The organism is Pseudomonas sp. IT-P176, assembly GCF_949767245.1.
Lineage (GTDB): Bacteria > Pseudomonadota > Gammaproteobacteria > Pseudomonadales > Pseudomonadaceae > Aquipseudomonas.
Map to the genome: position 1 here is coordinate 1 of NZ_CATKPN010000065.1, position 22,758 is coordinate 22,758.

Consider the following 22,758-nt stretch of genomic DNA (forward strand, 5'->3'; position numbering starts at 1 on the left):
CTCAAAAGTGAGCCGCTGTAAAAGCGGAACCATAGGTGGCCGTTACCGCAGAAATGGATATGTACCCCGCCTAATCCAACACGCCAGAAGCCCAGAGGCCGCCACGGTAGCAAGCTCCTCCCTCGCCACAGGCCGCTACAAAGTTGGGTAGATACCTATGGATATCGCAGGCTCCACAGCTGCTACAGGCACCTCGTCATTGGCAGAAGGTTTCGTGCAAATGCCGCCATCGCAGTTGGCCTGACGGCAGTTTCTCGATCACCACTGTGGCCCGGCGATCGTTGAGGACGCCGCTGGCATCCGACTGCAACTCGCGGTAGCTGAGGGTCGCGCCTTGGGCATGCTGGTCGAGCCCGCGCATGTCGCTCAAGTCGATGCGCAGCCCCGGACGCGCACCGCCCAGGGTTTCGAACAGTTGCTGCAAGGCGCCAATGTCCAGGCTGTTGCCATTGGGGGCAATCATCGAGAACTGCGGGGAGAAGCGCGCCAGCAAGCGCTCCAGTACCCCTCGATCGGGCGTGCCGGCGAACCATTGTTCGATGTTGGCGAGGGTCTGGGTGACTTCAGTAAAATAATCGCGATAGTCGTTCATCAGGTTTTTTCCAGGAGTGGGTGGGCGGTGACGAGCGCTTTCACGCCCGATGAATCAAAGCGCAATACGGCCCACAGCGGTACCAGCGAGAGCAGTGCGGCAGCCAGGAAACAGCGTTCGAAGGCATGCGCCGAGTGCGGGCCGAGGACGCTGAGCAAGCCACTCAGCACGGCGCCGCCGAGGCAGAAACTCAGCTGCCGATTGATGTTCCACAGGGCGCTGGCGTGGTTCATGCGCGCAGGAAGAATGTCGATAAAGGCCAGGGTCTGCGCGCAACTGCTGCACAGGCTGCCACCCAGGCCCATCAAGGCATAGGCCAGCACCGGCAGCCAGCCTTGCGGTTGCTCGATCAGCACCAGCAGGCCAATGCCCAGGCTTTGCAGGAGTGCGCCGACCACCAGCAATGGCTTGGGACCCCAGCGGTTGAAACCTCGTTTGCCGACGGCAATCGCCAGTGCCGAGCCCAGCGCCCAAGGCAGCATCAGGGCGCCGATCTGCGTGTTACCCCAACCCTGTTGGTGCAGGTACAACACGGCAATCAGGCTGGTGCCGATGAACACGCCGGGGATCAACAGGTAGACCCACATGGCCAGCCGCAAGGACGGGCTGTGCAACAACTGCAGGTCAAGCAAGGCCGAGAGTGTGCCCGCGCCATCCTCGGCGCGCTGCACGACGCGCGGCGGATCGGCCTGCAACCAGCAAGTCGCGAGTACCAGGGCCAGCAGGGTCAGTGGCAGATTGAGGTAGAACACCCAGCGCCACGACAGCGCTTGCACGATCAGCCCACCCGCGGCCGGTGACAACGCGGGGACCAGCAACGCTACCGACATTACCCAGGTGGTCAGTTGGGCCCGTTGTTGCGCCGGGAATTGGCGAAACGCCAAGGCCTGGCCGAGGGGGATCAACAGGCCTCCGCTGAGCCCTTGCAGCAGTCGCCAGCCGATCAGCGCTTCAATCGAGTCGGCACCGGCCACCAGCAGTGAGGCGCCGCCGAACAGCAGCAGTGAAGCGAGGATCAACCGCCGCTCGCCGAACCGCGCCGCCAGCCACACACTCAATGGAATGATCAAGGTCAGGCCGAGCATGTAGGCGTTGCTGATCCACGCCAGTTGGGTCACCGAGGCGTGCAATTGCTGCGCGATGTCGGGGTAGGCAATGCTGGCGACGAACATGTTCATCAGGTCGAGGGCAAACCCCAGCAGATACACCAATGCGACTTTCCAGCGATAGGCCATGACGACTTCCCGGTCAAAGAGACGGGCAGGGTAGTGCGCTGCAAGTGCTAGAGAAACACTGGTTTGCCTGCTAGTTTGTCAAAATTATTTTGACAAGGAATGCCCTCACCATGGTCAGCCTGGACCGTTTTGATACCTTCAAGGCCGTCGTCGAGGCGGGCTCATTGACCGCAGCGGCCGATCTGCTGGGGCAGACCCGGGCGGTGGTCAGCTTCAATCTCAAGCGTCTGGAAGCCGAGTTGGGGGTAACTCTACTGACCCGCAGCACCCGGCAACTGGCGCTGACGGATGCCGGTGAGCGTTTTTATCTGCGCTGCCTGCGCACCCTGGATGAAGCGCGCCTGGCGATCGAGGAGGCGCGCTCCGAGCACACCCAGCTCAAGGGCACGCTGCGAATCACCACCACCCTGGAATTTGCCCTGGCCCAGGTGGTGGGCGCGCTGGAGGTGTTTCGCCAGGAGCATCCGCAGTTGAACATTCACTTGTCGACGTCCTCGACCCATGCCGACCTGATTTCCGAACGGTTTGACGTGGCGATTCGTCTGGGACGTATGCACGACTCCAACCTGCGCGCCGTGCAGTTGTCGACCTTCGAGATTTACCCGGTGGCGACGCGCACGCTGCTCGAACGCCACGGGCCAGTGACCCGCCTGGCCGAGCTGGAGGCACTGCCGACCCTGGGGCACGGCCGGGTGCCCGAGTTGACGGTCACCGACCCTGCGGGCACTGAGCATGTCTATCAACCGCTGCCTGGGAAAACCGCGATCATCGCCGACAACTCGGCCACCCTGCGGGCATTTGCCCTGACCGGGCAGGGGGTGGCGATTTTGCCTGAATGGCTGGTTGCCGAGGATCTGCAGCAGGGTCGATTGCAACGCTTGTTGCCCGATCACCGGTTTGCCCTGCAGGGGGTGTATGCCTTGTACCCGGACACCCGGCACTTGCCGCTGAAAGTGCGGGCGTTTATTGATTTCATGAAGGATTGGAGCTGAGGTTGGCGGGTACCTGTTCGGACGCCATCGCGGGCAAGCCCTGCTCCGACACCTCTCCTGTGGGAGCGGGCGCCCGCTTGCGGCTTGCCCGCGATGCTTTTCGACCTTCAGAGCTGCCCGCGCAAGCCAAACCGCTTCATCAACACCGACTCCAGCAAGCCCTTGGGCAGCAACCCAGCCAGCAGTGGCAGGGCGCGGCTGCCGTTGCCCAGGCGCAGCAGGCGCGGTGGTCGGTCTTGCTGCACGGCCTTGAGCAGGTCGGCGGCGAACTCGCAGGCGGCGGTCGGCTTGTCCTGAGACGCCTTGGCCCGCGCCCGAATGCCTTCGCGCAGCGGCCACCAGGGTGACTGTTGGTTGAGCAACTGTTCGGCCTCAGCCCCGGCATTTTTCGCAAAGCTGGAAGCAATCGCCCCCGGCTGCACTTCCAGCACCCGAATGCCGAACGGTGCCAGCTCCATGCGCAGCGCGTCGCTCAAGGCATGTACCGCGGCCTTGGAGGCGCAGTAGGCGCCGGCAAACGGGGTGACCAGCACCCCGGACACGCTGCCGATATTCACCACCAGGCCCTTGTTGTGGCGCAACAGCGGGAACAGCGCACGGGTGACGCCGACCACGGCGAACACGTTGGTTTCGAACTGGCGCTGCATGGCCGGCACCCCGCCATCGAGCAACGGCCCCATGGCGCCATAGCCGGCATTGTTGATCAATACATCCAGGCCGCCATGCTGCTGGTTGATCTGTTCGCTCAGTTGCTCGAGTGCCGGGCCATCGTTGACGTCCAACTGCACGGCGGTGAAACCGGCGGCGGCGAGGGTCGTCACATCCTCAGCCTTGCGCGCAGTGGCCCAGACTTGGTAACCGGCCTGTTTGAACACATCGGCCAGGGCGCGGCCGATGCCACTGGAACAACCGGTGATTAACGCGATGGGCATGGCGCGATCCTTGTGCAATCAGCAGAGAAGGGGATTCAGTCGGAGAAGCTACCTTGTAAACGCTCGGCACGAAACTCCAGCGTTTGTGGACGATAGCCAGGGCGCAGCGGCGGCATCGGCAGGCAGTCTTGCCAGTTGGCCCCGGCCTGCAATTCACCTGGGCCACGGTAGCGCGGTGCGGCGTATTGATTGTCCGCCAGGTTGACCGTATCGCCCGGTGCATAGGCGGCGATCCGCCACCGCAATTCGGTCAGCGGCACGTTGTTGCCGTTGTTCATTTTCAGCAGCAACGGCCGGTCCGCCGGGCACTGCTCGGGGGCGTAGCTGATGCGCAACTCCAGGCGTGCCAGTTGCTTGACCTCGCGGTTGTCCAGCCATACCACCCAGATAGCCACCAAGCCCAATCCAAGCGCCGCCGCCAATGACACCGGCAAGGCCTTGGCCGGATAACGCAACAACAGAATCAACCAGGTGATGACCAACAGAACGCCGATGAACATGGAGCAAACCTCGCAAGCGGGAAACAGCATCCTACCTAAGCGTAGGGGAGGTTGGCGACCAGGCTGGCTGGGGATGCAAAAAAGCCCCCGCCCAACCTACTGCGGATAGGGGACGCAGTCGGCTGGACGGAGGCTGGTTTGTTGCCCGTGATTACTGCGCGATAGTTTTCACCGACACCCCACGCTCAAGCGGGGTGGAGCGTCCGTAGATATCCTCGAACCGCTCGATATCGTCCTCGCCCAGGTAGCTGCCCGATTGCACCTCGATGATCTCCAGCGCGATCTTGCCCGGGTTGCGCAGGCGATGCACCGAGGCGATCGGAATGTAGGTCGACTGGTTCTCGGTCAACAGGAACACGTTTTCATCGCAGGTCACCTCGGCGGTGCCGCTGACCACGATCCAGTGTTCGGCGCGGTGATGGTGCATCTGCAGCGACAGGCAGGCGCCCGGCTTGACCGAGATGTGCTTGACCTGGAAGCGCCCGCCCATGTCCACCGAGTCGTAGGAGCCCCAGGGCCGGTAGACCTCGCAGTGGTTCTGGGTTTCGCTGCGGCCCTGTTCGTTGAGGGTGTTGACCATCTGCTTGACGCCTTGGACCTTGTCCTTGTGGGCGATCATCATGGCGTCCTTGGTCTCGACCACGACGATGTTGTCCAGGCCGATCACCGACACCAGTTTGCCGTTGCCGTGGATCATGCAGTTGCGGCTGTCCTGGATCACCACGTCGCCCTTGCTGACGTTGCCGTTGCTGTCTTTCTCGTGCACGTCCCACAACGACGACCAGCACCCGACATCGCTCCAGCCGGCGGTCAGCGGCACCACGCAGGCGCGCTGGGTTTTTTCCATCACCGCGTAGTCGATGGAGTTGTCCGGGCAGCAGGCGAAGGTGGCTTCGTCGAGGGTCAGGGTGTCGGCATCCTGCTCACTGCGTTCAAGGGTCAGCAGGCAGGTGTCGTAGATGTCCGGGTCGTGCTTTTTCAGCTCTTCGAGGAAACGACTGGCGCGGAACAGGAACATGCCGCTGTTCCAGAAGTAGCCCCCGGCCTGGACGAACTCGGTGGCGCGCTTGACGTCGGGTTTTTCGACGAAGTGCGAAACCCGGCTGACGCCTTCGGGCAGCAGCGCATCGTTGCAGGACTTGATGTAGCCATAGCCGGTTTCAGGTTTAGTGGCCGGCACGCCGAACAGCACCATCTCACCGCGCTCGGCGGCCACGGTGGCCAGGGCCAGGGCGCGTTGCAGGGCTTTCTGGTCTTCGAGCACGTGGTCGGCCGGCAGCACCAGCATCAACTCGTCGCGACCTTCGTTGAGCAGCATCATCGCGGTCAGCGCCACGGCCGGTGCGGTGTTGCGCCCGAAGGGCTCCATGAGGATGCGCTGGGCCTCCAGCTTGCGGTTGCTCAGTTGCTCGTTGACGATGAAACGGTGGTCCTTGTTGCAGACCACGATCGGTGTGTCCATGCCATCGAACACCAGGCGCTCGAGGGTCTGCTGGAACAGCGTGTGTTCACCGGTCAGGGCGAGGAACTGCTTGGGGAACTGTTTACGCGAAAGCGGCCAGAGACGTGAACCGCTACCACCTGACAAGATCACTGGAATCATGGTGTTACTCCTCGAAAATCGTTTGGATAGAGCTACGAACGCTGTGTCGTTTCACTCTTGTTCTTGTTCCGTGTCCCAACTGACACCTCGGTCCCTGTGGGAGCTGGCTTGCCAGCGATGGCATCAACCCGGTGCATCTGCTTCACCGAGTCGCCTGCATCGCGGGCAAGCCCGCTCCCACAGGGAAATGGGTCAATCGGACGAATTCATCAGCGCGTCGACACCGGGCGTTTCACCCAGACGGGCGACAGGCTGCTGCCGTTGCCGGTGACGTACAGCACCGCGGCTTCACCGCGTTCCAGGGCGACGGGCTTGAGGTCGCCGACTTTTTTCTCGCCGTCGTACAGCGCCAGGCTGACTTTCACCGGATTGATCTCGCGCTCGCCACGACCCTTGGCGGCGACGGTCTTGACCACTTCGGTCTTGCCATCGGCAGTCTTCAGGGTCAGGGGCTTGTCGGTGAGGTTCTGCACCCGTACCAGGGACTTCTGCTTGTTCTTGAACGGCGGTTCTTCGATCAGTTGCGGCTGGCCACTGGCGTTGTTGACCAGGGTGTAATAGTGATCGGCGGCCAGCTTCACCGGCAGGGTCTGGCTGCCGACCTTGGCGCTGTAGTCGCCGCCGGGCATGAAGCTGAAGTCACTGCTGGCCAACGGCGCGACTTCGCTCAGGTTGGTGCTGCCGACCGTCGCGCTGACTTCGGCGTTGCTGGCGTTGTAGATGCGCACGAAGCTCGAGCCCTTTGGTGCGACGGGACCGTAGAGGGCGGCATCGCCGGCGAACGCCGACATCGACAGCATGCTCATGCCGGCAACGAGGGCGAAGGTCTTGGCGAGACGACGAGGATTGGAAGTGCAAGTCATGGGAGTTACCTCTTTCAGTTTTGCGCCCGGTCGGGCGTCTCGGATTGAGTGTTTGCGGCTACGTTCTGTTGGCGCGCACCGGCTTGTTTGAGTTCTGCGACCCACTGCGGGTCGGCGTCGCCGATTTCGTTGTTCACGGGCAGATAACGTTCAGGAAACTCCCAGATCAGCACCTGGGGCGGGCTGTTCTTGAAGTCGTCACTTTTCAGGTAGCTGAGCATCGGCAGGATCGGCCCGTGGCCGTCCTCGGCGTAACTCACCACGTCGCTGTTCAGCGCTTGCTTGAGCGCACCGACAAAATTCCAGCTGGGGTTGGCGCTGTAGCTGGTGCCGATCAGGGCCACCGGCACTTCGTTGTTGGCGAACAGCGCGTCGTCACCGGCAGGCTGGTCGACAGCTGCCACGGTGTTGCGCTTTTGCAGCGACTCTTGCGCCGGCATCAGGTTTTCGAACAGCGGGTCCAGCGGCAGGAACAGACGCAGGTCGCCCTTGTGGGTGATTTTCTCCGCAGGTTCAGTGACGAAGCGCTGTGGCTCGCCACTCAGCGGGTACTTGTCGGCAATGGTGTTAGCCAGACGGTTGGCGGCGATCTCGGCGCCTTCCGGGGTCCAGTGGGTGTCGGTGCGCAGGAACACTTGCTGGCCCTTCTGCTTGGCCGCTTGCAGCGGGCCGAGCAGGTCCGGGGCCGGGATTCGGTCGGCGGCCAGGCGCTGGTGGAAGTCCTGGTAGAGGTTGGCGTGGATGCTCGCCGGCTTGACCTCGCCCAGGTGTTCCGGGTACAGGCGCACCTTGGCTGGCACCACCGCCATCACCAGTTGCACGCCGCGCGCCTTGAGGGTCTGGCGCACGCCCTCGACCAGCGCGTAGTTGCCTTGCAGGTTCAGCTCTTCGTTGACGATCGGGTTGAACTCTTCATCGCTGTACAGCCACTGATCGCGGCCGAGCACCACGCCCGGACGGCCTTCGTTGAACAGCTTGAAGTCCAGCGCGGCCCACAGGTTGGTGCCCAGGCGCTTGATCGGGAACTGCTCGTCGTAGTGGGTTTCCACGGCCTTGCTCCAGCGACCGTTGAGCACGGTCGCCTCGGCGTTGGTGCTGAAGCCGAAGAAGCTGCGTACCGACCACAGGCCCAGGACCATCAGGGTCACCAGGAACAGGGCGATGTAGAACACGCGTAATGAGCGGGTCATGGTCAGATCCCTCAGAACTGGAAGTAAAGGAACGGCGAAAAGCTTTGCGCCGAGAGTTTCAGGATGGAGGCGAGGAACAGCAACAGCACCAGGGCACGCATGGCATAGCGTGGCCATACCGCCACCGTGCCACCCGCCAGCACCAGGGCATCGGCGCCGGGTGCCGGGTTGGCGGCTTGGCCTTGGGGGGCGGCAGGGCGGTTGCGGTAGAAGTCCCGCAGGCCAAAGAACGCCAGGGTCGCGTAGGCCACCACCAGGGTTGCCACTTGCAGGCCGGTGAGGCTGGCGCGGTTGAGCTCCGACAGCGACCAGTCGCTGAAGCTGAACATGGCGCCGTACATCCGCCCGGCGACGTGCAGGTTTTCAGCGCGGAAGATCACCCAGCCCATCACCACCAGCAGGAAAGTCAGGGCCCAGCGGATCGGGTTGAAGCTGTGCGGCGAGGTGTTGAGACCGATGGCTTTCTCGATCGCCAGCCACATGCCGTGCCAGGCCCCCCAGACGATGTAGGTGATGTTGGCGCCATGCCACAGGCCACCGAGCAACATGGTCAGGAACAGGTTGCGGTAGGTGGTCAGGGTGCCTTTGCGATTGCCGCCCAGGGTGATGTACAGGTAGTCGCGCAGCCACGTCGACAGGCTGATGTGCCAGCGCCGCCAGAACTCGGTGATCGACTGGCTGATGTACGGCTGCTTGAAGTTTTCCATGAAGCGGAAACCCATCATCAAGCCCAGGCCGATGGCCATGTCGCTGTAGCCGGAGAAGTCGAAGTACAGCTGCGCGGTGTACGCCAGGGCCCCGAGCCAGGCGTCGCCGGTGGTTGGGTTCTGCAGGGCGAAACAATGGTCGGCGACCACCGCCAGGGTATCGGCGATGAACACTTTCTTGATGAAACCCTGCATGAACCGCGTGCAGCCCTCGGAGAACTTATCGAGGGTGTGGGTGCGGTGGTTGAACTGGTCGGCGAGGTCGCGAAAACGCAGCACGGGACCGGCGATCAGGTGCGGGAAGATCGCCACGAACGCCGCGAAGTCGATCAGGTTGCGGGTCGCCGGAGTGTCGCCACGGTAGACGTCGATGATGTAGCTGATGGACTCGAAGATGTAGAACGAGATCCCGATCGGCAACAGCACGTGGGTCAGGATGAATGGCTCAAGCCCTACCGAGGTCATCATGGCGTTGATGCTGTCGACGCCGAAGTTGGCGTACTTGAAGTAGCCGAGGATGCACAGGTCCACGCCCACGCCCAGCAGCAGCCAGCGTTGGGCCGGCTTGGTGCGCACGCCGGCGGCACCGACCTTGAGGCCGATCCAGTAGTTCCACAGCGTGACGGCGGCGAACAGCGCGAGGAAGTCCACTCGCCACCAGGCATAGAACACGTAGCTGGCGATCAACAGCAGCAGGTTGCGATAGCGTTGCCCGCTCAGGTAGTACAAGCCGAGGAAGATCGGCAAGAACAAAAACAGGAACACGTTGGATGAAAATACCATCCCGATCTCTCCTAGTTGAACTCACATTCAAGGGCCAACGGCCCCCCCAAACCCCCCGTCGAAATTTGGAGGGCATACATCTTCACTGTGGGAGCGGGCTTGCCCGCGATATCGGTCTGACACATCACCAATGTTGTCGACTGATACACCGCTATCGCGGGCAAGCCCGCTCCCACAAGGTTTCGTGTTGGTCTTAAGAGCCTTTGCCCTTCTCATGGCTCGGGTCGTAGACCCTGGTCAGGTCACCCCCCAGGCGGAAGGTCTTGAACGGTTGCATCTCGCGCTTCTTCTCCAGCACATCCGGCGTGCAGGTGTAGAGCGAGCAGTAGGGTTCGAGCCAGGCGAATTTCGAGTCGACTTTAAGGTCGGTCATGTCCTGCTCCTGGCCATTCTTGTCCTCGAACTCGTCCGGGTCCTTGACCCCGGCGAGTACCCGGTCGCCCAGGCGCTTGAGCGCGCCCTGGTTTTCCTGGCGCAGGTCGACACCGTTGACCTGGGCGAAGCTGGCGATCATCGCCAGCGGCGGCAAGGCGTAGTTGTGGTAGGCCAGTGCCCGCTGCTGGCGCTTGAGTTCGTTGGGCAGGAAACCTTCGGCGTCGACCTGGTTGGCAGCGACCTTGAATTCCTTGACGGACCAGTCGAACAGATCGCGGCGGTTGGTCGCGACGGCAGTGGCCATCACCGACCAGGCGGCCCAGTACGAGTGGTTGTTGGTTTTTTCCAGCGGCAGGTTGTCCCAGTCGCTGACGACCTGGTCGGCCATTCGGCTGAACCAGGCCTCGATCTGTTGCGCTTGCTGTTGGTGAGTCGCCAGCGGCTGGGAGCTGGAGAACTTCAGGCGGATGTAGGCCGAGGCCATGCTGCCCAGCGCCCATTTGCGCATCGACTTGCCGGTGTGGTTGAAGTCCTTGGACATCAAGGCATCGGCGCTGGCCCAGGCGCTCAACTGGTTGAGCGTGCATTCGAGCTGTTGCGCACGACCGTCGCGCATGAACTGCATCACCTGTTTGCTGGTGCCCCGTTCGATGCGAGTGATGTCGGCGGTGGCGTCGCGAAAGGCTTTTTCCGATTGCACGTTGAGGGTCGAGCGAGCCTTGTCGGAGCCTTCGTATTTGCTGCGAAATTGCAGGGCGCCGGTGTAGGGCGTCGGCGTGGCGTCGCAGTTGCTCTTGCTGTCGCCAGTCTTGAATTTCTCCACCGGGGCCAGATAGCCCTGGGGCGGACGCAGCGGCGCGGCGGCCTGCGTGGCGCCGGCGAACAGCGCCAGGCTGAGCAGGGCGGGCGCCAAACGGCTGTGCAGTTTTCGGTTGTGCATGGCAGACCTCATTGCCCGACCTGGGCGGTACGTTGCCCAGCGCTCGGGAATACGTTGCGTTTGCAGATTTTCGCTTCGACTTTCTGTGGCGCAGCACCCGCTTGCGGGCCCTGGACTTCAACGGCCAGCAGGTTCTGCGTGGCCCAGTCTTCGTCGGTGCGCAGTTCAAAGGCGAAACGACCGTCGGTGTCGGAGGTTTCCGGTTTGTCGATCTTGATGTCCTCGTGGCGACCGTTCATGTACCAGAGGGTGGCTTGCAGGGTTTTCACCGAAGGGTCGGCGAAGCGGATGTCGATCTGATGGCTGCTGTTGCGCAGGTCCATGTTCTTGCTGTTGACCATCAACTCGTTCTTGCCCGGCTTGAGGGTCGAGTTGCTGCTCAGGAGCGCGTCCTTGCCTTCGCAGCCGTTATCGAGCAGGGCCATCATCTGGCGGTAGATGGTTTCCTGGTCCAGGCGATACAGCGGCGAGAACTCCCAGATGAGGATCTTCGGCGGGGTTTTCTGGAACTCCTCGCTGCCCAGGTACTGCAGCATCGAACCTTCCAGGCCACCGCCGGGGAAGGCAACGTTGAGGATGTCGGCGCCGATGGCCTCTTCCAGGAAACCGGCGAAGTTGTAGTTCTTGCCGCTGTGGCTGGTGCCGACCAGGGTGATCTGTGGGTTGCCGGCATCGCTGAACAGGTCACCGTCCGCCGCCTCGCCCTTGGGCTCGGTGGTGAACTGGTCCATGTACTGGATGGCGTAGCTGGTGCCGCACAGTTGCCCGGCCATGTTATGCAGGGTGCCGGTCTTGCCCATGCGCCCAGACTTTTTGGTCTCGAATTCACGCTTGGGAATGTCGGCGAACTCGGGCAGGTGCTTGACCTTCTCGGCGACGATTTTCGCCGTGCGCTGGGCGCCATAAGGGGTCCAGTGCTGGTCACCGCGGAAGTAGAAATCATGCGCGGGCAGGGTCTCGGGCAGCGCTTCGTTGGTCAGCGGCGAGAGGTCCGGCACCACGTAGCCCATCTCGGCAAAACGCGTGAGCATGCCCTGGTAGTTTTTCAGCGCCTTGTCGTAATCGAACGCGGCCTTCTCTTGTGGGTTGAGTTTGTTGCGGTTCACCAGGCCACGGGTCGGCTGGTAGACCACCACCAGTTCAATGCCCTTGCTCTTGAAGGCTTCGCGCAGTTGCTTGAGGCGACGAAAGCCTGCCGGCGTGGTAGTGAATTCGGTGCGCAGGTCTTCCTGGGTACGGAACAGCCAATCGCCCTGGGCTTGCACCAGGGTGGTGAAGTTCTGTTGGTAACGCGTGGTGTAGTTTTTCGCGTCATGGGCTTCGGGGCACAGGTTGCAGCACGGCTCGGCACTGAAGTTCGGTGCCTTGGCCGCATCGGCGCTGGCCGCGTCACTGACGCTGAACAGGGCGGCGGCCAGGCCGGTGAGGCTGAGCAGTTTGATCAAGTGGGGTTTCATGAGTGTCATCCTCAGTCGCGCATTTCGGTCTGGCGTTCGACGGGGTCGATCAGCACGGCTTTTTGCTGGCGCACCAGCAGGTCGAGGATTTCGTCCTGGCGTTCGCCGAGGATCCCCGAGAAGCTGATGCCACTGGATTTGGTCGGGGCAAGCATCGACACCCGGTACAGCTCGACGCTCAGCGGCGAGTCGATGGACAGCGGTCCGCTGCCGTTGGCGGCCAGCTCACCGCCGACCACGATCAGCGACACCTGGGCGTCGAACGGGTCGAGCTTGATGTCGCGGTCGGTGTCGGAAAGGTCCTTGATGTGGCCGTAGACCCCGGTCAGGCCGTTGGCCATGGCGATGTTTTCGTAGAGGCGGATGTTCACGCTGTTACGAATGCGAATGCCGTGGCGCCGGTTGCTGATCACCTTGTTGCCCCACAGCAGGTTGTCGCCACTCTCGTAGAGGGTGATGCCGTCGGTGTGGTTGCGGTAGATCTCGTTGTAGGCCACCAGGTTGTTGACGCTGTTACGGTCGATCACCAGCCCCGACAGTTTGTTGTCGTAGCTGCGGTTGTTGAAGATGAAGCTGTCGTTGACTTCCCGGGAAATGATGATGCCGTGCTTCTTCTTGGTGCCATGCACGGTGTTGTCGGCAATGATCAGCCCGTGGGAGCGGTCATGGGGGTCGATGCCGTAGACGATGTTGTCTTTGTAGGTGTTGCCCTTGACCACGAAGTCGCGGGTTTCATAGCAGTAGAAGCCGTACCACATGTCCGAGAATTCGGAGTCGATGATCCAGCCGCTCGGTTCCGAACGCTTGAGCACCTTGGCCATGTTCGGCGTGTACTGGGAAATACTCACCCCGTAGGACTTGCTGTTGGCGTAGCCGAAGCTGGCCATCTGGCTGTTGACGATGTAGGTCTGGGTGCCGCCCCAGGCCAGCAGGAACGGGCGGAATTCCTTGGGCGAGCGGAAGGTCGCCGGGCCGTTGGTTGATTCGCGCCAGCCGGTGATTTTGCTGTCGCGCACAAACAGCTGGCCGTCGTTGACCAGGAACGAACCGGCCTCCTCGGACAAACGCAACTCTTGGGTCTGCTTGTCGATATCGAGGATGCCCTTGGCGCCGACCACGATCGGCAAGCGGGCCAGGAACACCCCGGGCGAGGTTTCGCTGAAGTACTGTTTGGGCAGTTTTTTACTCAGGTCCTTGAGGTTGAGGTAACCGTCGTCAATGAAGATCGCCTGGGGGATGCCGTGTTGGCGCACCACCCATTCGGCCATCTTGTTGTCGCCGCCGATGAAGTCCTTCAATGCGTTTTCCTGCATCATCCGCCGCACGCTGACCTTGCCGGCCTTGCTGCGCACGATCTTGGCTTCCACCGCTTGCGCGGTGTAGCCGGACAGGTCGGGCAGCGTCGGTGCCGCCAGTTCCAGGGGCGCCGTCGGCGCACTGCTGACGGTGTAGGTCTTGGCCTGTTGCAGCTCCTTGGCCACGGTCACCGGCTGGCTTTTGCCCACCGGCGCGCCAGGCTCGACGCTGGCGAACGCAGCGTTGCCCGCCAGCAGCAGGGCGGCGGCCAACAGGTTGATCGCAGGGTTGTTCATCCGGGGCACTCCCTTGGCGGCTCGCATCAGAAGCGCCAGATCACGTCGACGAACGCGCGGTGCATGTACGAGTCGACCTGGTTGCCGTAGGCATCGCCGGGCTTGAACACACCGCCACGAAAGCGCACCAGCGCCGCCGGTTCGTCGATCGACTTGCTCAGGCTGGCCGGCAGCAAGCCTTGCTTGAAGTACTTGGTGACCACCAGGTCGACTTCCTGGCCGAGGTCCTTGTTGCCGTCTTCCAGCGGCAGCGAGGTGCTCGACAGCAGCGCGCCGGTGACGTCGTCGTAGTTGTTGTCCACGGCATTGATGCCGTTGCTGCCGACCGGCTTGTTGCCGTCGACGCGCCAGAACTTGTGGTAGACCAGGCTGGCGTCGTAGTCGTCCTGGAGCATCCAGGAACCGAACAGGGTGGCGCTCTGCATGTTGTTCATTTCGCCACGGAAAGCCTCGCCAAAACGGTGGACCCGGGCGCGGGTGCCGGTGTAGTTGGAACGGTTGCTCTGCAGGCCGTTCTGCTCGTAGTCGGCGCTGGAACGGGCGTAGGCGGCACCGACCTGCCACTTCGGATCGAGGCGCAGGCGCACCCCCAGGTCGGTGGCCCAGCCATCGACATCGCCGCTGCGTTTGGCCTCGGCCGGGTGGCTGCCATCGGCGTTGAGCGGGTTGACCGTGTCGCGCTCGCCCGACATGCCGGTGACGCTGGCCCAGTAATTGACCGTATTGGTATTGCGCCAGTTGTAAGCGTCGCTGTTGGCTTCCAGGCCGACCCAGCTCAGGTCGCCATTCTGTTTTTTGTCGCTGGCGTCGCTCGTCTCGCCCGGTGTCGGGTAATCGAGCTTGCCGTCGTCATGGGTGTGATGGGCGCGCAGGCCGACCCATTGCCCCGGTGTCCATTGCGTTGCGACATCGCCGAACACATGCAGGCGGTCCTTGTCCTGGGGGGCCAGTTCGGTGAGGTCGGTGCGGTATTCACTGAAGCGTTCGGCGATCCCGACGTTGGCTTTCAACAGGGTGGTGTCGAAGGTCCAGTTCAACGCTTCGATGTTGGTGTCGCGCCATTGCCCGTCGTCGTTGCGCAGGCGTTGGCGACCGAACTTGAGAACCTCGCCGGGGTAAGGGGTGAGGCCGCCGTAGGCGACCCAGAACTCGCGCATGGCCAGGTAGTTCTTCTTGCTCTTGCGACCGTCGTCGTTGCTGCCCTGGGTGCCTTCGGTATCGGACTGCTGCAGGGTGTCGGTCTCGATGATGTCGGTGGAGGTCACGGCCTGGCCCATGGCGTAGGCGCTCCAGTTGCCGCTTTCGCCATAGACCCACGGACGCAGGTCCAGGCCCACGCCGTTGACGTCGCCGCCAGGCGCGGTGCCCAGGTCGCGGTCGTCTTCGGATTGACCGGTGATCTTCACGTCCAGGCCCATGTGCTTGGTATCAGTCATCGCGGCCAGGGTCGGGCAGGACCACAGCAGGGCGAAGCTCAGGCCGATGCCAGCCTTTACAAAGGGATTCAACTTCATAGGGATTCCTCACCATCTTCTTGCAGGGCCTGCACGTTCAAGGGGGTCTGGCTTACGGCGCCACGGATTGCCTGTTCTTGTTGCAACAGGCGTTGCGCCTCGGCCAGTTGCGCGGGCGGCAATTGGGCTTCGAGTGTCTGTGCCAGCTCAGTGGCTTGCGGGGTGTTCTGGGCCTTGGCCAGTTGGCTGAAGACATAGGCGTTGAGCAGGTTGGGCCGGGTGCCCTTGCCTTGGGAGAACAACTGGGCGATGGCGAAGTCGGCGCTGTTCTGGCCGTTGCGCGCAGCGGTCAGCAGGTGCTCCAGGGCTTTTTGCGAATAGACCTGGCCCAGGTAGCCCCGGCGGTAGATCTGGCCGAGGTAGTAGTCGGCGGCGACTTCCCGGCCCACGGCTTTCTGGAAGTGGGATTGCGCCTGCTTGGCGTCGGCCGGCACCCACTTGCCGTCGTAGTAGAGTTTGCCCAGCAGCAGTTCGGCCCGTGGCTGGTCGGCCGCGCGGCCGTTTTCCAGGTACTCCATCAGCTTGTCGACATCCCCCAGTTCAGGGAAGTCGTAGAGCAACTGGGCCAGGCTGACCCAGGCGGCGGGGTAGGCGGGGGCGATCTGCTCCAGCATGGTCTGGGCGGTTTTTTCGTCCGGGGTGCCGAGGCTGGCATCCGCCAGGACCCGTGCCACGCTGTCCATGCGCTGGGCCGACACGGTGCCGCGGCTGAAGCCGGCCTGCAGTTGCTTGAGCAGTTCAGCTTGTTGCTCGGGTTGGGCACGTTTCTGATAGACCGTGGCCAATTCGACGTAGCAGATGTCGGTGCTGCTCAGCGCCACTTTGCAGATTTTCTCGATGTCATCCAGGTGCTGGTCGTAGGTGCCCTGGGTGCGATACAGCAGCACCTGGGCCAGGCCGGCTTCCGGGTAACCGGCGCTGCGCCATTGGCTGATCTGCTGCTGCGCGTTCACGTTGGGAAAACTGTGGGGATACTGCAGGTAGAGCATCGCCAGGGGGATCAGGGTATTGCCCTCGCCATTGGCGAAGGCCTTTTTCAGCAGGCCTTCGGCTTCGTGCTGCTCGGCTTCGCTGGAACCCGGCTTGGCCACCAGCAGGCGACCCAGACGGGCCTGAGCTCGTGGCGAGATTTCGGCGGCAGCCCGGTAAGTGGCTTCGGCGGCCTTGATCTGCGCCGGGTCACGGGTTTCCACCTGCAGGTCGGCGAGGCCAACCTGGGCTTCGCTGTAACCCAGCTCGGCCAGTTGTTGATAGTTCTGCTGCGCCAGCGCGGTGTCGCCACGTTTCAGGGCTTCATTGGCCAGGCGCTGGTCGGGCAGGCCGGCGCAGCCACTGAGGCCGATGGCCAGGGCCAGTGCGCAGAACGCATAACCCTTGTGCAAATAGGCTTTTGTGGGAGCCGGGCTTGCCCGCGATGGGCACGGTTGGGTGTGCCTGGCGGACCGAGGCGCTGCTTTCGCGGGCAAGCCCGCTCCCACAATGGCTCGCTCCCACAGAGGCTGCGGTGTTCTTTGGAATGGGGGCGTGATCACAGGCATGTCCTCCGCTTAAAGACCTTTGGCCATGGCTTTGTCGATCAGCCAGTTGAGGGACGGACCACGGTCGCTGCTGACTTCCACCGGGCGGCCGGCGAAGGTGCTGTCCAGGGGAGCGTCAGGCTTGATCTGCACGCGGATGTCGGAGGACAGGTCGGCGCTGTTGAGGCTGGTGCTGCTGACGATCTTGCCGCTGCGCAGCTCGTCGTCGCCGGCCACCTGGAAGTTCACTGCGGTGCCTGGGCGCACGTCGGCGAACTGGCGATAGGTGAAGCGCGCCTCGACGTTGGCCTGGCTGTTGCGCGGCACCAACTGGAAGATCACATCGCCCTTGCTGGCGTACTGGCCGTCGGCAACCATCTGCTGGGCCACGGTGCAGTCGCAGGGGGAGGTGAGGGTGCCGGTCATCTGCTTGCCGAACAGTTCCTCAACCTTGGCCGGCTGCAACTGGTCTTCGTCCAGATGGCCCTTGAGTACGTCGAGCATGCTGGTGCTGAAAGTCGCCAGGGGCGCGCCCTTGGCGGCCACGCCGTCGGTTTGCACCAGGCTCTGCACCGTGCCATCGCGGGGCATGGTGACTTTCATTCCCGGCACGCTGACCAGGCCCGCCTGGGCATGGCTGACGAAGTACATGCCGTACACCGACTTGAGGATGAAGCCGAACGCCGCCAGGCCAATGACGAAGATCCCGGCGCTGAAGGTCACCGCCCGCAGGCGACCGAAGGCGGTCATGCCGCTGCCACCGTCCTTGAGCTTGCGCGCCTTGGTGAAGTTGTCCCGTTGCAGGGTCGCCAGCACGTCGCCCATGGTCACGATATCGCCAGACAGGTGCGAGGTGATCAGGTGGCGCAAGGTCGAGATGTCCTGGGGTTCCAGGTTCTGGAACTGGCAGCCGACGCGACCGGTCTGGCGGTCGAACGAACGGACCATCAGCTCGACGTCCATGGCCAGGCCAAGGTTGTCGATCAGAAACTGCAGCCGCCCCTTTTTCACCTCACCGACCTTGAACGGGATCTGCCCACCATTGAAGCTCAGGCCACCGGCCGACAGGTCGATCAGGCGCGCCTCCACGGGCGTGCGGTCCGGGCCGAAGAAGCGCAGCTTGGCCGGGATCTTGACTCGGGCGTGTTGGCGTTGGGCTTCGGATTCATGCACTACGTTGACGTTCACGGCGGTATTCATAGGGGCGATTTCCTAGTTAATTCAGGCAAGGCGGGTCAGACCATCAGCAACAGCGCGGCGACAAAAATGCTGCCGGCGGAGAAGGTCATGGTCCGAGACGACCAGGTGTTGAACCAACGTTGAAAGCTGGCCAGGTCACGGGTCAGGGAAGTGGGCTGGCGAGTCCAGGACTGTTGATCGAGGCGGAAGAACACGTAGATCTTCACCAGCGCGCCAACGATCTGGTTGTAATAGAGAATCACCGGGTAGGCCGGGCCGATCCGGTGTCCGGAGCAGGACAGCAACAGGGTCAGGAGCAGCCGGGTGATGCCGATCCACAGCAGGTACACCAGGATGAAGGCGGTGCCGTACTTGAAGCTGGCGATGATCGCCACGGTCAGGCCCAGCAGTGAGGTCCACATCGACACGCGCTGGTCGAACAGCACCACTGAAGTGAACAGACCCAGGCGTTTCATCCCCAGGCCCAGGGCCCGGGAGTTCTGCCGCAGGTTGTTGCCGTACCAGCGGAACATCAGCTTGCGACTGGCCTTGATGAAGCTCTTCTCCGGCGGGTGCTCCACGGTGTTGATCGCGGCATCCGGCACGTAGAAAGTGTCGTAGCCCAGGCGCATCAGGCTGAACCAGCTGGATTTGTCGTCACCGGTGAGGAACTTGAAGCGGCCCAGGCGCCAGTGTTGCAGCGAGTCGCTTTCGACATCGGCGATGAAGTCCGGGTTGGTGACCACGGTGGCGCGGAACACCGACATGCGCCCGGTCATGGTCAGCACGCGCTTGGACAGGGCCATCGAGCACATGTTGATGTGGCGCTGGGCGAACCGCAGCTTGTGCCATTCGCTCATGATGTAGCCGCCGCGCACTTCACAGAATTCGTTGGTGGTCAGGCCGCCGACGTTCTCGAACAGTTGGAACCACGGCACGGTCTTGCGCACGACACCTTCGGCGAGCACGGTGTCGCCATCGATCACGGCGACCACGGCGCGGTTGTCCGGCAGGTGGCGGGAGATGGCGCGAAAACCGTAGGCCAGGCCGTCACGCTTGCCGGTGCCAGGGATGCGCACGAAGTCGAGTTTGACGTGAGCCGGCGGGTTCATTTTTGCCCACAGGCTTTTCACCAGCAGCTCATCGGACATTTCCACGATCGAGCAGACCAGGGTGGTCGGGAAGCCGCACTCGATGGCTTCGCGGATCACCGAGCTGTACACCTGGGCGGTGGTCAACGCGTCGATACGAAAACTGGTGACCATCAGAAATACATGGGACGGATCCGCCGCACTGCCCAGCTTGCGTACTTTGCGCCGCAGGTGCGGGTAGACCACGTAGAGAAACAGCATGCCGCGCAGAAAGTGCGTGGCACCCATCGAATAGCGCCAGATACCCACGGCGCCAATCAGGAAAATAAAGTCCTTGGACTCGGCGTCAAAGGTGGACGTGGGCAACAGCAAGGCCAGGCCCATCAACAAACATAAAAACAACAGCCAACCGGCGGCCTGGAGTAGGCCGTGTTTTAGCCTGTGCATAATCGCAATCCTAAAGTCAGTTACGAGCTTCGAGCTTCAAGCTGCAAGTGAAGAGCTTTTGAACTTGCCGCTTGAAACTCGAAGCTCGAAGCTCGCGGCTGTCTTACCAGCAGATGCCTTCGGTGCGGCCGCTGACGCTGGTGGCCTTGGACATGAAGCCCACCAGGTCGATGACCTGTTTGCCGTGGGGCGCGTCCTGGGCCAGGGCGCGGAACTTCTCGTCACGGTTGCCGAGGATGATCACGTCGCAGTTGTCGATCACCGAGTCGAAGTCCGAGTTGAGCAGGGACGAGACGTGGGGGATCTTCGACTCGATGTAGTCGCGGTTGGCGCCGTGAACCCGGGCGTACTCGACATTGCTGTCGTAGATGCTCAGGTCGTAGCCCTTGCCGATGAGCATTTCTGCCAGGTCTACCAGCGGGCTTTCGCGCAGGTCGTCGGTGCCCGCCTTGAAGCTCAGGCCGAGCAGGGCGATCTTGCGTTTGTCGTGGCTTTCGACGATGTCGAAGGCGTTCTGCACCTGTGACTCGTTACTGCGCATCAACGAGTTGAGCAGCGGCGCCTCGACATCCAGGGAGCTGGCGCGGTAGGTAAGGGCGCGCACGTCCTTGGGCAGGCAGGAACCGCCGAAGGCGAAGCCCGGGCGCATGTAGTACTGGGACAGGTTGAGGGTCTTGTCCTGGCAGACCACGTCCATCACATCGCGGCCATCGACGCCGACGGCCTTGGCGATGTTGCCGATTTCGTTGGCGAAGGTCACTTTGGTGGCGTGCCAGACGTTGCAGGTGTACTTGATCATCTCGGCCACGGCGATGTCCTTGCGGATGATCGGCGCGTCGAGTTCTTCGTACAGCGATTGCAGAACGTCGCCCGAGGCGGTGTCGAATTCGCCGATCACGGTCATCGGCGGCTGGTCGTAGTCCTTGATCGCCGTGCTTTCACGCAGGAACTCTGGGTTGACCGCAACGCCGAAGTCGATCCCGGCCTTCTTGCCCGAGCAGTCTTCGAGGATCGGGATCACCACGTTGGCCACGGTGCCCGGCAATACGGTGCTGCGCACCACGATGGTGTGGCGGGTGGTCTTGTCACGCAGGACAAAACCAATCTCGCGGCATACCGCCTCGATGTAGTTGAGTTCCAGGTCGCCGTTTTTCTTGCTGGGCGTACCAACGCAGATCATCGACAGGTCGGTGTCGCGAATGGCCTCGGCGAAGTTGGTGGTACCCCGCAGGCGACCGGTCTGGATGCCTTGTGCGAGTAGCTCGCCCAGGCCCGGTTCAACGATCGGCGAACGACCGGCATTGATCATATCGATCTTGTCTTTGGCGACATCGACGCCGACGACGTCATGGCCTCGTGCAGACAGGCAACCGGCACAGACTGCACCGACGTAACCCAAACCAAATATGCTGATGCGCATCGCATTTACCTCTGTGTTTATCACGCCATTAAATGGCCGAAGTTAATAGTGTTCAGCGGTCGTAATTAACGCGGAAGTTCGGCAGGCGAACACCGCACTTCCTTCTATTGGCATGCTCAGTGGCGAGTGTCTAAATAAGTGCACTCAAGTTGTGCGTAACTTGGCCTGATTGTGTTGGCTCGCCCTGATATGCAGCCGGGCGTCCTTTGGGGCGCCGTGGTGCAACTGTCGGGTGATCCTGAGGTTCGGCAAAATGCCAGTAACCTCAACCACTTAGGTGCCCGCATTGAGCACGCTTATGGGGGGCGCAGCCTTGGCCTTTGGGCAATAGTGAGGTGAGGGGTCTCCTGTCGTTCACTGTTATCCCGGTTTAATGGTGCAGCCTGCCAAGTTCAATGTGACAACTTGGTGAGTGGCTTGGCACTTGGCGTAAGTTATCTCCTACAGCGACATGGAGAATCGTTACCGGTGGTATGAGCGGCGTATTTTCAGATAGTTCATGGCCGTTCATCCCCCACTCTGAAATTTCTTGAAATATTGGCAAAGATGGCACTGCTCTCATATTGATAGCACTTGCCGTTTGGCCCTTTATTAATGGGGAGTTAATTGACGGGGATAGTTTTATGCCACTACCGGGTTAAAAAAACGGTGCCACTAGTGAAAAAAATCACCCCTGTCGAGTGAAATTAAAGTTAGCGCAATGGGGTGGTGGTTTTTTGGCGCCATAAGAATGGCGTGATGACGTGCAGAGAGGAGAAAGGGGAGGGGGGCGCACGTACCGCTGGTCGGGCCGTGCGCCAGGTAGGTGCGTCAGTCCTCGGCGTGGTCGCGCAGGAACACCAGGCTGTCGGGTTTCGACTGCTCGGCGCTGTAGCGGTAACCCTGCTGGTCGAACTGCTTGAGGTCGGCGGGGTCGTTGATGCGTTCCTGGATGACGAAGCGGCTCATCATGCCGCGGGCCTTTTTCGCGTAGAAACTGATGATCTTGTACTGGCCGTTCTTCAGGTCCTTGAATTCGGTATTGATGATTCGGGCATTCAGGGCGCTGCGTTTGACCGCCGAGAAGTATTCGTTGGAGGCCAGGTTGAGCAGCACATCGTCGCCTTGCTCGGCCAGGGCCTCATTCAACCATTCACTGATCTGCGTGCCCCAGAACGCGTAGAGGTCCTTGCCTCGGGCGTTGGCCAGCTTGGTGCCCATCTCCAGGCGGTAGGGCTGCATCAAGTCCAGCGGGCGCAACAGGCCGTACAGGCCCGAGAGCATGCGCAGGTGTTGCTGGGCATAGTCGAAATCGGCTTCGCTGAAAGTCTGGGCATTCATTCCGGTGTAGACGTCGCCCTTGAAGGCCAGCAGCGCCTGCTTGGCGTTCTGCGGGGTGAACGCCGGGGTCCAGCTGCCAAAGCGCGCGGCATTGAGGCCGCCGATCTTGTCGGAAACGTGCATCAGTTCGCTGATCTGCGCCGGGCTCAACTCGCGCAACTGCTGGATCAGTTCCTGGGAATGATCGAGGTATTGCGGCTGGGTGAAGCGCTGGGTGGCCGGCGGTGTTTGGTAATCGAGGGTCTTGGCGGGGGAAATCACCATCAGCATGAAGTCGTCTCCTTTAATCGTGCGGGGATTCTAGGGGGTTGGGCGGTTTGACTCCAGCTATCAGGACGATAGGCGCCGGGCGGTGTGCGTATGGTAGGAGCAAAGCTTGCTCGTGATGAACGATAAGCGGATTTTGCGCACATACCGCGTCGCGCCAATCTCGCCAATCGCGGCATAGGTATCTACACAACTGTGGTGCGACGTTGTACCTCTGGGCCTCTGGGGTGTTGGATTAGACC

18 protein-coding genes are annotated in these 22,758 nt (G+C 62.0%); 1 reads left to right on the forward strand and 17 read right to left on the reverse strand.

Annotated elements, in window-relative coordinates; translation table 11 throughout:
• Positions 1 to 196: 196 nt before the first annotated feature.
• Both ACM6IP_RS18925 and ACM6IP_RS18930 read right to left on the reverse strand, forming a co-directional pair.
• Positions 197 to 592: a DUF4440 domain-containing protein gene (locus ACM6IP_RS18925; protein WP_414862082.1), complete on the reverse strand. Its 396-nt coding sequence runs from the start codon at positions 590 to 592 to the stop codon at positions 197 to 199.
• Positions 592 to 1,827 (reverse strand): MFS transporter, encoded by a 1,236-nt coding sequence (locus ACM6IP_RS18930; protein WP_414862083.1) that lies wholly within the window; start codon positions 1,825 to 1,827, stop codon positions 592 to 594. Before ACM6IP_RS18930 ends, ACM6IP_RS18925 begins: the two co-directional genes overlap by 1 nt.
• Positions 1,828 to 1,937: 110 nt before the next feature.
• On the opposite strand from ACM6IP_RS18930, the gene ACM6IP_RS18935 reads away from it, so the two are divergent.
• Entirely contained in the window at positions 1,938 to 2,819 is an 882-nt protein-coding gene (locus tag ACM6IP_RS18935; protein ID WP_414862084.1) for a LysR family transcriptional regulator, read from the forward strand.
• A gap of 107 nt (positions 2,820 to 2,926) precedes the next feature.
• On the opposite strand, the gene ACM6IP_RS18940 is transcribed toward ACM6IP_RS18935, so the two are convergent.
• The 15 genes from ACM6IP_RS18940 to yaaA form a co-directional block, all read right to left on the reverse strand.
• Positions 2,927 to 3,751, reverse strand: a complete 825-nt coding sequence (locus ACM6IP_RS18940; RefSeq protein WP_414862085.1) for an SDR family oxidoreductase — start codon at positions 3,749 to 3,751, stop codon at positions 2,927 to 2,929.
• 35 nt (positions 3,752 to 3,786) lie between these two features.
• Positions 3,787 to 4,251 carry a multidrug transporter gene (locus ACM6IP_RS18945; protein ID WP_414862086.1) on the reverse strand — a complete coding sequence of 155 codons (465 nt, stop codon included), beginning with the start codon at positions 4,249 to 4,251 and terminating at the stop codon, positions 3,787 to 3,789.
• A 151-nt stretch (positions 4,252 to 4,402) separates the two neighbouring features.
• On the reverse strand, positions 4,403 to 5,854 hold the full coding sequence (locus ACM6IP_RS18950; protein ID WP_095171920.1) for a mannose-1-phosphate guanylyltransferase/mannose-6-phosphate isomerase: 1,452 nt from the start codon (positions 5,852 to 5,854) through the stop codon (positions 4,403 to 4,405).
• Between the two features lie 209 nt (positions 5,855 to 6,063).
• On the reverse strand, positions 6,064 to 6,717 hold the full coding sequence (locus ACM6IP_RS18955; RefSeq protein WP_095171922.1) for an alginate O-acetyltransferase AlgF: 654 nt from the start codon (positions 6,715 to 6,717) through the stop codon (positions 6,064 to 6,066).
• 14 nt (positions 6,718 to 6,731) lie between these two features.
• A complete protein-coding gene (locus tag ACM6IP_RS18960) occupies positions 6,732 to 7,907 on the reverse strand; it encodes an alginate O-acetyltransferase (RefSeq protein ID WP_414862087.1) in 1,176 nt (391 codons plus the stop codon).
• 11 nt (positions 7,908 to 7,918) lie between these two features.
• Entirely contained in the window at positions 7,919 to 9,397 is a 1,479-nt protein-coding gene (locus tag ACM6IP_RS18965; RefSeq protein ID WP_414862088.1) for an MBOAT family O-acyltransferase, read from the reverse strand.
• Positions 9,398 to 9,590: 193 nt separating this feature from the next.
• Complete coding sequence (locus ACM6IP_RS18970; protein ID WP_095171927.1) at positions 9,591 to 10,712, reverse strand: mannuronate-specific alginate lyase; 1,122 nt, start codon at positions 10,710 to 10,712, stop codon at positions 9,591 to 9,593.
• Positions 10,713 to 10,720: 8 nt separating this feature from the next.
• Positions 10,721 to 12,169 carry an alginate O-acetyltransferase gene (locus ACM6IP_RS18975; RefSeq protein ID WP_414862089.1) on the reverse strand — a complete coding sequence of 483 codons (1,449 nt, stop codon included), beginning with the start codon at positions 12,167 to 12,169 and terminating at the stop codon, positions 10,721 to 10,723.
• Between the two features lie 11 nt (positions 12,170 to 12,180).
• A complete protein-coding gene (gene algG, locus ACM6IP_RS18980; RefSeq protein ID WP_320333698.1) occupies positions 12,181 to 13,761 on the reverse strand; it encodes a mannuronan 5-epimerase AlgG in 1,581 nt (526 codons plus the stop codon).
• 26 nt (positions 13,762 to 13,787) lie between these two features.
• Positions 13,788 to 15,275, reverse strand: coding sequence for an alginate export family protein (locus tag ACM6IP_RS18985; protein WP_414862090.1), 1,488 nt, complete (start codon positions 15,273 to 15,275; stop codon positions 13,788 to 13,790).
• Positions 15,272 to 16,813, reverse strand: a complete 1,542-nt coding sequence (gene algK / locus ACM6IP_RS18990) for an alginate biosynthesis TPR repeat lipoprotein AlgK (RefSeq protein ID WP_414862091.1) — start codon at positions 16,811 to 16,813, stop codon at positions 15,272 to 15,274. The genes ACM6IP_RS18985 and algK overlap by 4 nt, the downstream gene beginning before the upstream one ends.
• Before the next feature lie 9 nt (positions 16,814 to 16,822).
• Complete coding sequence (locus tag ACM6IP_RS18995; RefSeq protein ID WP_414862092.1) at positions 16,823 to 17,992, reverse strand: PilZ domain-containing protein; 1,170 nt, start codon at positions 17,990 to 17,992, stop codon at positions 16,823 to 16,825.
• Positions 17,993 to 18,027: 35 nt separating this feature from the next.
• Positions 18,028 to 19,509: a mannuronan synthase gene (gene alg8, locus ACM6IP_RS19000; RefSeq protein ID WP_095171938.1), complete on the reverse strand. Its 1,482-nt coding sequence runs from the start codon at positions 19,507 to 19,509 to the stop codon at positions 18,028 to 18,030.
• Positions 19,510 to 19,612: 103 nt separating this feature from the next.
• A complete protein-coding gene (locus ACM6IP_RS19005; RefSeq protein ID WP_159993898.1) occupies positions 19,613 to 20,929 on the reverse strand; it encodes a nucleotide sugar dehydrogenase in 1,317 nt (438 codons plus the stop codon).
• A gap of 810 nt (positions 20,930 to 21,739) precedes the next feature.
• Positions 21,740 to 22,519 (reverse strand): peroxide stress protein YaaA, encoded by a 780-nt coding sequence (gene yaaA, locus ACM6IP_RS19010; protein WP_401130734.1) that lies wholly within the window; start codon positions 22,517 to 22,519, stop codon positions 21,740 to 21,742.
• Between the last annotated feature and the right edge of the window lie 239 nt (positions 22,520 to 22,758).